General features: G+C 67.9%; 16 protein-coding genes and 1 pseudogene. 4 read left to right on the top strand and 13 right to left on the bottom strand.

The window, feature by feature from the left end:
- The first annotated feature begins 346 nt into the window (after positions 1-346).
- On the top strand, positions 347-1090 hold the full coding sequence (locus EAO77_RS37000) for an amino acid ABC transporter ATP-binding protein (RefSeq protein WP_147992652.1): 744 nt from the start codon (positions 347-349) through the stop codon (positions 1088-1090).
- 427 nt (positions 1091-1517) lie between these two features.
- Here EAO77_RS37000 and EAO77_RS36995 read toward each other — a convergent pair.
- From EAO77_RS36995 to EAO77_RS36970, 5 genes and pseudogenes are all read right to left on the bottom strand, one after another.
- Positions 1518-1934 (bottom strand): annotated as a pseudogene (locus tag EAO77_RS36995) (hypothetical protein); the annotation flags it as partial.
- Complete coding sequence (locus EAO77_RS40870; protein ID WP_410088764.1) at positions 1883-3781, bottom strand: recombinase family protein; 1899 nt, start codon at positions 3779-3781, stop codon at positions 1883-1885. The gene EAO77_RS40870 and the pseudogene EAO77_RS36995, both read right to left, overlap by 52 nt.
- Before the next feature lie 348 nt (positions 3782-4129).
- Positions 4130-4684: a hypothetical protein gene (locus EAO77_RS36980; RefSeq protein ID WP_187283599.1), complete on the bottom strand. Its 555-nt coding sequence runs from the start codon at positions 4682-4684 to the stop codon at positions 4130-4132.
- On the bottom strand, positions 4611-4844 hold the full coding sequence (locus EAO77_RS41615; protein ID WP_410088765.1) for a sigma factor-like helix-turn-helix DNA-binding protein: 234 nt from the start codon (positions 4842-4844) through the stop codon (positions 4611-4613). Before EAO77_RS41615 ends, EAO77_RS36980 begins: the two co-directional genes overlap by 74 nt.
- A gap of 631 nt (positions 4845-5475) precedes the next feature.
- Complete coding sequence (locus EAO77_RS36970) at positions 5476-6204, bottom strand: XRE family transcriptional regulator (RefSeq protein WP_147992648.1); 729 nt, start codon at positions 6202-6204, stop codon at positions 5476-5478.
- Between the two features lie 316 nt (positions 6205-6520).
- On the opposite strand from EAO77_RS36970, the gene EAO77_RS36965 reads away from it, so the two are divergent.
- The 3 genes from EAO77_RS36965 to EAO77_RS40865 all read left to right on the top strand — a co-directional run bounded on the left by EAO77_RS36965 (position 6521) and on the right by EAO77_RS40865 (position 7157).
- Complete coding sequence (locus EAO77_RS36965) at positions 6521-6751, top strand: hypothetical protein (RefSeq protein WP_147992647.1); 231 nt, start codon at positions 6521-6523, stop codon at positions 6749-6751.
- An 83-nt stretch (positions 6752-6834) separates the two neighbouring features.
- A complete protein-coding gene (locus tag EAO77_RS36960) occupies positions 6835-7038 on the top strand; it encodes a hypothetical protein (RefSeq protein WP_147992646.1) in 204 nt (67 codons plus the stop codon).
- The gene (locus EAO77_RS40865; RefSeq protein WP_261994327.1) at positions 7035-7157 is read left to right on the top strand and encodes a hypothetical protein; all 123 of its coding nucleotides are present in this window, start codon (positions 7035-7037) and stop codon (positions 7155-7157) included. The genes EAO77_RS36960 and EAO77_RS40865 overlap by 4 nt, the downstream gene beginning before the upstream one ends.
- Positions 7158-7249: 92 nt before the next feature.
- Here the strand turns inward: EAO77_RS40865 and EAO77_RS36955 are convergent, their stop codons facing one another.
- From EAO77_RS36955 to EAO77_RS39265, 8 genes are all read right to left on the bottom strand, one after another.
- Complete coding sequence (locus tag EAO77_RS36955) at positions 7250-7561, bottom strand: hypothetical protein (protein ID WP_147992645.1); 312 nt, start codon at positions 7559-7561, stop codon at positions 7250-7252.
- Positions 7562-7723: 162 nt separating this feature from the next.
- On the bottom strand, positions 7724-7909 hold the full coding sequence (locus EAO77_RS36950) for a hypothetical protein (RefSeq protein WP_147992644.1): 186 nt from the start codon (positions 7907-7909) through the stop codon (positions 7724-7726).
- A complete protein-coding gene (locus EAO77_RS36945) occupies positions 7906-8199 on the bottom strand; it encodes a hypothetical protein (protein ID WP_147992643.1) in 294 nt (97 codons plus the stop codon). The genes EAO77_RS36950 and EAO77_RS36945 overlap by 4 nt, the downstream gene beginning before the upstream one ends.
- Complete coding sequence (locus EAO77_RS36940) at positions 8199-8438, bottom strand: hypothetical protein (RefSeq protein WP_147992642.1); 240 nt, start codon at positions 8436-8438, stop codon at positions 8199-8201. Before EAO77_RS36940 ends, EAO77_RS36945 begins: the two co-directional genes overlap by 1 nt.
- 128 nt (positions 8439-8566) lie before the next feature.
- A complete protein-coding gene (locus tag EAO77_RS36935; protein WP_147992641.1) occupies positions 8567-9166 on the bottom strand; it encodes a hypothetical protein in 600 nt (199 codons plus the stop codon).
- Positions 9166-9330 carry a hypothetical protein gene (locus EAO77_RS39270; protein WP_187283597.1) on the bottom strand — a complete coding sequence of 55 codons (165 nt, stop codon included), beginning with the start codon at positions 9328-9330 and terminating at the stop codon, positions 9166-9168. Before EAO77_RS39270 ends, EAO77_RS36935 begins: the two co-directional genes overlap by 1 nt.
- Before the next feature lie 3 nt (positions 9331-9333).
- Positions 9334-9546, bottom strand: a complete 213-nt coding sequence (locus tag EAO77_RS36930) for a hypothetical protein (protein ID WP_147992640.1) — start codon at positions 9544-9546, stop codon at positions 9334-9336.
- Positions 9547-9662: 116 nt separating this feature from the next.
- The gene (locus tag EAO77_RS39265) at positions 9663-9839 is read right to left on the bottom strand and encodes a hypothetical protein (protein ID WP_187283596.1); all 177 of its coding nucleotides are present in this window, start codon (positions 9837-9839) and stop codon (positions 9663-9665) included.
- Positions 9840-10122: the final 283 nt, after the last annotated feature.

Raw genomic sequence — 10122 nt, 5'->3', positions numbered from 1 at the left:
GTGGAGATCAGCGTCACGTTCCGACCGCTCGCGGTCAGTGAATTCTGTGTCGGTGACGCGTCCTGCGACCCAACCGGCGGATGGCGGCGCATCTGCATTCCATGCTGCCCGGGGTGGCGATGAACACGGACGCCGAACCGGGCCCCGACCAGGGCTCGTTCCAGATCGGCTCCGAGCGCTACCGGATGGAGCCCGGCGCGGGGCGAGCCGCGGGGCCGGGCGCGGGGCGGGGATATTCTCGCCTCATACGCCTTATGCGTCACTTATGCGTGTCGGGTGCGAAGTGCCTTTCCCGGCTGGATAGTTTGCGATCACCGCGACACAGCGACCAGGGGCAGGGCAGTGTATGGCCGTCGATCCGTTGATCGAGCTGCGTAACGTCAACAAGCACTTCGGACAGCTGCATGTCCTCAAGGACATCGATCTCACCGTCGGCCGCGGTGAGGTGGTGGTGGTCATCGGGCCCTCCGGCTCCGGCAAGTCGACCCTGTGCAGGGCGGTCAACGGCCTGGAGGACATCGAATCGGGCACCGTCGTCATCGACGGCGAGCCGCTGCCCCCCGAGGGCCGCGAACTCGCCCGGCTGCGCGCCGACGTGGGCATGGTCTTCCAGTCGTTCAATCTCTTCGCGCACCGCACGGTGCTCTCGAACGTCTCCCTCGGCCCGGTCAAGGTCCGCGGCCGCAAGAAGGAGGACGCCGAGGGCCGGGCCCGTGAGCTGCTGGACCGGGTCGGCCTCGCCGACCAGGCCGACAAGTTTCCCGCCCAGCTCTCGGGCGGTCAGCAGCAGCGGGTCGCCATCGCCCGGGCGCTCGCGATGGACCCCAAGGTCATGCTCTTCGACGAGCCGACGTCAGCCCTCGACCCCGAGATGATCAACGAGGTGCTCGAGGTGATGCAGGGCCTCGCCGCCGAAGGCATGACGATGATCGTGGTCACCCATGAGATGGGCTTCGCGCGCTCGGCCGCCAACCGCGTGGTCTTCATGGACGACGGCCGGATCGTCGAGGACCGTGCTCCCGACGACTTCTTCAGCCACCCGGAGAGCGAACGGGCCAAGGACTTCCTCTCCAAGATCCTCAAGCACTGAGGGGGACGTCCGTGCAGCTGACGAGGTGTCCGTTACCGTCCGCCCGCCCGCCGCGCGCGAAGCGGACTACCATGTGCCGTTCATCGCCGTGGTGATGGTGCGGCCGCCCCCGGCTTCCCGGACAAGGGGACACAGGGGGCAGCAGCTCATGGGGCATCGCCCTTTCCTGCCCGGAGCAGGGACCGGTGGCAGTCGGTGATCACTCCCCGTGCGGCGGACCCGTCGGACCGACGGTCCGCCCGCCGGCGAGGAGAAGGTCAGCTGCCCACCGGACGGGTTGTGCTCGATGCAGGCCGGCACACGGCGCACCACCGGCCGGCTTGCCGAGGCCGAGCGGGCCCCGCGCCGCCGAATCGGGCGGCGGGGGGCGCCGCTCTCCTTGGCGCACAGGGGGACGGAAGCCTTCCGGCGCCCCGCGCGCGCCCGGTCAGGAGGACGCGGCGCGGTGCGAGGCACGCGGGCCGGGCAGCGCCGTCTGCGCCTGCCGGGTCACGTCCGCGACGAGTTCGACGACATCGGGGCCGTACGCCTGCGAGTTGACGACCTTCAGGAGCAGGACGAACGAGCCGGTCCCGTGCTTGCGCGCCAGCTTCTCGTGGTGGCGGGCCAGATAACGGGTCGCGGCCTGGTTGGTGATGGCGCGCTGGCCGCAGAAGAGGAAGACCGGCCGGTTGTCCTGACCGCTCGTCAGCCGCGCCAGGAGCACGTACTCGACCGCGCCGGGCTCCATCCGGTAGCGCTCGGAGCCGATCTGGAACGAGCCCTGGTCGGGGCCCGGTTCGGCGTCCGTGTTCATCGCCACCCCGGGCAGCATGGAATGCAGATGCGCCGCCATCCGCCGGTTGGGTCGCAGGACGCGTCACCGACACAGAATTCACTGACCGCGAGCGGTCGGAACGTGACGCTGATCTCCACTGGAGGCACGCGCCAGGCTGGCTGACCCGGCATGCCCTCCAGCAGCTCCATAGCCGCGTCCCAGGCCCCGCTGGCGAGCCAGCGGTTCGCCTGCGTCTGGAGCGATGCAGGATTGCCGTACCGCTCCGCGAGGTCCGCGAAGCGGGCGCCCGTGCGCGCCTTCTCCAGTAGGGCTTCGAGCACCGGCCGCTTCGGGCTGGCACCGCGCCGCGGGCGCAGCAGGTGCTCGACCTTCGCCCATGCTTCGTCCGTGAGGTCCGGCACCGGCCGGTCGCGGCTGGTGAACCAGTCCGTGATGCGACAGGCGACGCCCTTGCGCTTCGGCGCGCAGCTGGTGACCACGGCCTGAGCGTTCGTGTGGTGGAACAGCTCCGCCCGCAGCTCGGGTGTGAGGCCGGCAAGGTTGCTCCTTGCCGTCTCCGCCAGGCGCTCGAAGTCCTTGAGCCTCTGCGTCGCCTGCTCCGCCTCGCGCTGCCAGGCGCTCGCCTCGGAGCGCAGGCGCTCCAGGCTGGCCAGCTCCTCCGTCAGGGGCTTGATGGCCGCCTCCACGGCCAGCTCGGCGTCCTTGCCGGTGAGCCCTCGCTTGGCCGCCTGGCGGGCGGCTACGGGGATCGTCACGTCGATGACCGCGGACTGCTCCGCGATCTGCTGGTCCAGCTGAGCGATGCGCCCAATGTGGTCCACGTGGTCACTGCTGGTGGCCTCCAGCCACTGCTTGGCCATGGCCTTCATGCGCTCGGCGTCGCCGAGCAGCGCGCAGGCGTCGGCCCAGACGGCTCGTTCCACCGTGTCCACGTCGAGCGGGGGGCAGGCGCACTTCCCGCCGGCTCCCGCGTACTGCTCGTCCCGGCCCTTGCAGACGTAGTCGTAGACGCCGGGCCGGTGGTTGTGGCCGCGGTATTTGGACCCGCACGGGCTGGTCATCCGATCGGTGAGCAGGTAAGCCCGCCCTTGGGCGGCGCGCTTGGCGGGGGCGTTGGCCGCAGCGTCACGCAGTTCTGCTGCCTCGCGCTTCTTGAGGATCTTCGGCAGCTTGATGGTGACCTGCTCTCCGTACAGCGGAATGCCGTCCGCGTCGCGCATGGCATTCCTGCCGCGCCAGATGACGCGGTTGTTCAGCGTCGCCTCGCTGAGCATGACCCGCCTCGCATTCTTGCGGGTCCAGCGCTTGCCCGTGGCGGTCAGCCGCCCCTCGCTGTTCCAGGTGAGAGCGACCTTGGTCCATGAGCGCGTGGCCATGTAGACCTCGCGTCCACGCTGAAGGGTGGCGGCTGCCTTCCTGGCGACGACGTAGCGTCCGTCCTTGACGGTCCACCCGAAGGGCACCTGACCGCCCGGGTACATGCCTTCCTCGGCGGTCTCCTGGATACCGCCCTGGGTGCGGTCGCGGATCAGCTCGCGCTCTTTCTCTGCATAGCTGGCGGCATCGCGCATGCGTGCGCGGCCCTCGCCTGTTGAGTTGTCGTAGTCGCCATCCACAACGGTGACGTAGACCCCAAGGTCTTCCAGCTCCCACACCCAGCGCCAGAAGGCGCGGCCAGTGCGGCCGATGGCGCGGCCTTCGTTGACGCCGACCATGTCGAAGGGCCTGGGCTCCTGCCGGGCCAGCTCCATCAGCCGCTTGAGCTCCGGCCTGTCGTCAACCTCCAGGCTGCCGCTCAGCCCTTCGTCGGCGAAGGTGCCGACGTGCTCATACCCCTTCTTCTCAAAGTGGCGGAGCACCCGCTTCTTCGTGTAGCCGATGCCATGCCCCTGGGCCTGCTCCTCGGTGCTCACTCGGAGGTAGGCGACGGCTCGAAGTGGTGCGGTGCGGCTGTTGGCTACCTTGATGGCGGCCGTGAGAGTCTTTCCCACGTCAGTCCCTTCGCGACTGGCACAGACCCCGGTGGCGTTGCCTCGCTGCCGGGGTCTGTCATGTGCGCCGCATCCTATGCGGCAGGACTGTCAGGCCGCGGGGCGAACAGGATCTCCAACACCCTTCGGTGTGAAGCCTGTTCCGCCGGCTCATCGCTCCACCCGGAGGTGATGCGCACCTCCGGGTGCGGGTCGTCCTTGAAGTGCTCGCGCAGCCAGCCGGCTGCGTCGTCTCCGCTGATTGATGCCCCGTCCTGCATCACAGCCTCCTCAGCGCTTGCATCGGTGCAGCACAGCGTCCGGCTGGTGCCGGGGGCAGCTGTGCTCGTACTCGCCGCCGCACCAGCGGCAGCGCGGCTTGACCTTGAGGCCGCACAGGCACACCGGGACCACGCCCCGGATGATGGGGTCCGCCGCGGCCTCAATCGCAAGCTCGGCCGCGGTCTCGCCGCGGTAGAAGTCCCAGGCGTCGCGGGGCTTGAGGAATGCCGGCGCGAGCATGAAGCGCCCGCGTCCTTTGCCGGTCTTGGTGTCCCAGGCCAGCATCTCGCCCACCCCGCGGGCGGCGCAGCCGCCCTCTGTGGCCTTCTGGAACTTCTCCTGGGTGTCCAGGATGCCCCGGGCACTGAAAGGCCCCAGAACCACCGTGTGAACGGGGCCCTGGGGCTCGTATGCGATCTGGCCGACCACGGCCAGGCGATGTGTTCTCGATCTGATGTCGTCCAGAGCTTCGATGACCAGCTCTGCGACCTCAGACGCCGTGCGCGAGGAGTTCTCTGGGTCCGCCAGGATCTGCTCCACCGCCCCCACTTCCCGCTTGCTCACCCGCGCTCCGCTCTCGCGAGGCCAGGGCCTCGCGGCCCTGCCTGGCGTACTTGTTGACAGAGGTCCGAGAGAGGCCCAGCCTCTCGGCGATCTCGTACGTTTCCAGCCCCTGCTCGGTCGCGAGGTAAATGCGGATCTTGTCGCGCTCCAGGGCATCCATGGCCGCCTCGTGCGTGAGTGCAACGTCGGCCAGAACTGCGGCTCTCACATGGTCCGTCAACATGGCCTTCTTCCTCGGCGGCATGTCGTTCCCCTCGATAGACGTAGATGGCAGCACTGACAGTCTGACGGGTGGGTGGCACTAACCGCTCGCCCGGGAGTCCAGTGGCCAAAAGATGACCACGCGTGCACGCTCTACTACGTAGAGAGGTCTGATCCCGCTCACCGAATAGTCACGGCCAGGTACGCCTCCTGAATGGCGTACCTGCTGATTCTGCGTCGTCCCTGGGGGCGGATGCGCACTGTGCTCACTGTGCTGGATTGAGACAGCTCGCCCCCTTGTGGGAGGGGACGAGCTGCCGTGGCCGTTTGGTTTCAGTTCAGGCCGGCCGGACCCTTACAGCTCCTCCTGGCAGATCTTGTCTAGTTGGAGCGAAACTCACCGGAAGCTAGAGGGCCATCCGGCCCGCGTAAGGCGTTAGCTGGGTCCTTCGGGACGTGCAGCCCGAAGGCTGCCCAGCGTTCCTCGTAGCGTCTGCCACGCTTCCGTGGGCTCCCGCGGAATTGAACCGCGAGCAGGGCACCGCCCCCGGGGAATCACCCCGCGGCGCCAGTGCGAGCCCCCTGCGGAGTCAGCCGGCCGCCAGGCCGTTGCTCCACAGCTCTTCGGCATGATCCGCAAAGCGGTCGAACATGCCGTGCTGCTCCCGATGGCGCAGGTGCATCATCGGGGAGTCGTGCCCGACCAAGCGGGCGAGGTGCGGGGTCACGAGCGCGTCCTGGTCGAAGCGGAACACGCTCAGCCCCACATGGTTCATCGCGTCCTGAGGTGCGCTGTAGCGCACCTCCAGGCCCTCGCTGCGCTCGACCTTACGCAGGTTCTCCAGCGTGATCCTGATGCGCGTGGACACGCTCAGAGCAGACTGCTCGATGTCCTCGCGCTGTCGCGTGACGACCCCTTCGGGGTCGCCCAGCAGGAAGCGGACGCGGACGCCTTCGGCGAGCTTGCGCTGGAGCGTGAGGTGGAAGGCGGGCTGATCGAGGAAGAGGAAGTAGTTGGTGTAGCCGGCGAAGAACAGTTCCTTCTTCGCGTCGTCCACCAGCTGCGCCCAGACGTTGCTCGGGCATGCGGACCGGTATGGGTAAACCGCAACGATCTCCCTGTCCGGCCCGGTCTTGACCGCGGTCCTCACCGCCTTCGGCCACAGCATCTCTTCCGCTACCCCCAGGTAGTCACTCGCGTCCGCCCTGGTCCGGGCGTGTGGAACGTGGTCCGGGTTCCCCAACCAGCGTTCCACAGTCTTGAGCGACACCCCGAGGTGGGTGGCGAGCTGTCTCGGACGTACCTGCTTGTCGTCCATAGCGCGTCGTAGCGCAGTATTCAAGGCTTCCCCCTGCGACATCTGGAGCACTTCGAACCTAGCGCCTGACTGTCTCCCATGTCTGCTCTTCGGGTGTGGAAGCACCCGTTCGCGCAGGTCACGCTCTGCTTATGTGGGAACCAGCCGTGAAGGGGTGTGCACTGTGCGTGAAGTTGACGTGCGAAATCAGCGAGGCAGCGGTGATGCGGGACCGCTCGGCGGAGGTGGACCGTCGAGTCTTGTACCGCCGCCACGTACGCCAGGCGCACGGGCGGGAGCTTCCCCCTCCCGAGTAGGGAGGAGCCTGCTGCGCTTCGTGCGATTCCGCTTCACTGCTCTGACCACGCAGGACGGGCATCCGCCCGTCTACTCGACCGTGTGTGCTAAGTGCCACGAAGCCTCTGTCGGGTACTCCACCAGCGAGCACGCCAAGAGCTGGACCATCGAGCACGCCAAGGAGACGCACGCGAAGGGCTCCGGGCACACCGTGTTCCGCATGGTGATCGAGTCGTACGCCGTGGTCCGGCCGGCATCACCGGCCAACTGATCGCCCGTCCCGGGCGGGGCATCCCCGCGATGGCAGCACCCCGCCCGGGGCGGGTCCCAATCCGCTGGGGGAGAATCCACACCATGAGCGACGACTTCAGGGTCAGCGCACCGGTCAATGAGCCGGTGAGGTGCCTCAAGTGCCTGTCCCAGGCAGTGATCATGTCCAAGGCGCACGATGCGCGCCGAGACGAACTGCGCTGGCGCTACCGCTGTCTTGACTGCGGCGTTGCGTGGTGGGTGGACGAACACGGCGGGCATCCCGACGAATACAGGAGCTATCCGTGATCAAGCGACTCATCAACGCTCTCGCCACGCTCGCCAGCACGTGCCCGAACGGGCACAAGAGCGTGATCTCACTGCCCAACGGGCAGCGCAAGTGCATGGACTGCGGCTGGCAGGGCTGAGCCGGCCAGCCAGAAGCCCCCTGCGCGAGCAGGGGGCTTTGTCATGCCTCCGCGCCGGCCCGGGATGCGCACCGGGCGGACGCGGGAGCGTGTCACGCCGTGAACTGCCCCACGAGCCTGCGCAGGTCGTCCAGCGTGTTACCCGCGCAGAAGAGCGCGACGCTCTGGTCCCGGGTGAGACCCAGCAGGGTCTCGGCGCGGGCCGGGATTTCGCAGATCCACAGGGGCTTGTCGCCCTCCATCAGCACCTCGATGCCCGCGCCGTCGCGCTGCTCGCGTATGGCGGGCTTGGCCAGGCGCAGCGACCAGCCGGCGAAGTCGCGGTGAAAGCGGCGCTGGTCCCACTGCTCGGGGTTGTCCTCGATGTGCGCCAGGGTCTGGCGCAGCAGCGTGGTGTTGACCATGAGACTTCCTCTCCAAGGATCTCAAGGGATGGCCTCCGTGCCATCGGAAACCCGCATGCTCGACGGCTGGAGAGGTCGCCGGAGCATGCGGGCATCTGAGTGCACGGGGACGTGCAGGAGGGCCCCGCAGGGGCGAGCAGGGCCCTCCTTCGCCCGGTCCCTCTACCGGGCAGTCACTTTGACGATGCAGTGGTCTTCCGTCGCTGAGCCGTAGACGTAGCCGCGGCTCCGAAGAACCGCGGCTCCACAGCGCTTGCACGTCCAGCGCTCCACGCTGGACAGCGCGTGCGGTGCGTCGTCCTCGAAGTCGTGCCCCTTGCCGAGCGCTTCGCGTGGGATCTCGCTCATGCGCCGGCCTCCTGCGTGATCTCGTACGCGCTGAAAAGCTGCCCGGCGCGTGCGCCGGCCCACCACACGACGATCAGCGGACTGCCGTCGCGGCATGCGCCGCGCCACTCGTAGGCCCTGGCGCGCAGCTGCGCGACATAGAGCATGTCCGCCTGGAAGTTGTCGGGACTGACGGGCTTGATGCCCCGCCACTCGCGCTCGATGATGTGCGGCACGGTGATGCCGTGCTCCGCCCAGCTCTGCATGCGCTCGCTGAGCGTGGGCACCGCGGGTGCGGTTGTCTCGGTCATCAGGCGCTCCACTCGTACACGCCCGTGACGTGCCCGGCGGGCGTGGCCACGATGATGACCGTGTGCGGCCGGCGGAAGTCCTCGCGCTGGAAGGTGCGGGCCGTAACGGTGTAGTCCAGCATCAGCGCGCCAACGATCGTCGCGCACGCCTGGACGTTGTCCACCTCACCCGTGCGCGGCTTCATGCCGTGCATCGCGGTGTAGATGACGCGCTCGGGGAGCGCGTTGAGTTCCTTCATGATCTGCCCCTCTCCATGGGCAGTGCGCACGCGATGATCAGTCGCGTGCGGGACGCTTGCTGCATGCAAGCCCGTGAGACCCCGCCTCCCCCGGGGGATTGGGGAGGCGGGGCGACATGGGCCGACAGTCAGTCGGTGTTGCGTTTCCACCCGGAAAGCGTCCACGAGTAGCCGGCTTCCAGCCGCTCGCGACAGTGGGGGTGATAGCAGTCTTCGCGGCTGCCGTCCGAAACCATCTGGTAGCCCTTGCAGGAGATGAGCCAGGCATACCCGCGCGAAGCCACACGCTTCTCGGCTGGGTTGAGCTGCGCGTCGCGAACCACCGCAGCCTTCAGGGTCGCTGCTGTACCAGCACCGGGACATGCCCCCGCGTCGTATCTGGGTTTGTGGTCCGCGACGAGCTGATCAAACGTGACCTCCACGACTTCGCGGCAGACGCGGCAGGCTGTCCAGTACTGCCGCTCCGTGCTGCGAGGTGACCAGTGAGGGGACCATGCCACCTCTCCGAGTTCAGGACGGGTAGCGCTGTCGAAGCAGTCATACCGCCCCACCGTCTCGGGCGCAGGCTCCCAGGAATGCACCAGCTCGCCACCGTCGCGGCTGAGCCTCCACGCCTTCACCGCCCACGGAGTCGCGGTGAACCAGTAGCGACGACCGAAAATCACGCGCTCCCAGTTCTGCGAGCCAATCGCCCCATTGAGTGTCATCCGCGGAGTGATGGCGGCCATCACTCACCACCCAGCACGAGCCAGTAGCGCCCGCGGTCAGCGTTCAGCACGGGCGCTCCCGTGCCGTCGCTCCACACGCACACGCTCTGCGTGGAGCCGTCTTCCTCGGCGCACTGCGGCGCCGCGCTGCTCAGCCAGAGCAGCAGCAGGAGCAGAAGAGCCATGGTTCAGCCCTCCAGAACGCGCACGCTCATGCGCTCGCGCTCGGCGCGAGCCGTGAAGCTGGCGATGTTGGTGTGGAAGACCTGGCCGCGGAAGCCGTTGAGCGCGTGCTCGTCCGCCCAGCGGGCGATGAACTGCACGCGCCCTTCGCCGTCCGGGGCGGCCCCGGGTGTGACCTCGATGGTGTACTCACCCGGGGCGGGAATGGTCTTGCTCATGGCTTGTCCTCTCCAGTGCAGCCATGTGCCCGCGGGGATCAGCCGCGGGTGCTCTCATCCGTAAGAGCCAGCCAGCGCACCCCGGGGGAGCGGGATGCGCTGAAGTCTCCGGCGGATCAGCTCAGGTTGAATCCGTTCGCCTTGCGAAGTCTCCAGCGGCGGCACGCCTGCCCCCCGAAGACAGGAAACGGGTGAACGTACACAACGACGCCTGGAGCCTGCTGAACGGCCCAAAGGCCGTCGGGCTGGCGGATGATCGCATACCACTTCTTCAAGCTCACACCCTCGCTCATGATCTCCCTCTCCTGAAGATCAGCGCTCCGAGGATCAGTCGGAGCGTGCTCTCATCCGTAAGAGCAAGGGAGCGCCCGTGCGAGACGGGCGCTCGATGCTGCGACGGATGGTCAGGCAAGCTCGATGGTCTGCTTCCAGCCGGGCATGCCCTTGGCCAGGCTCTCGCTGGAGGCGACGTGCACCCGGCGCGAGTGCCCGTTCTCCTCGCTGAACACGAAGCCGTAGCCGTACGACTCGATGACCGTGCCAGTCTTGACGAAGTGCACGCGCCCGTCCGGGCGG

The organism is Streptomyces sp. T39, from assembly GCF_008042045.1.
Classification (GTDB): Bacteria; Actinomycetota; Actinomycetes; order Streptomycetales; family Streptomycetaceae; genus Streptomyces.
Note: the sequence above shows the minus strand (reverse complement) of the source record. Positions and strands in the feature narration are given on the sequence as shown.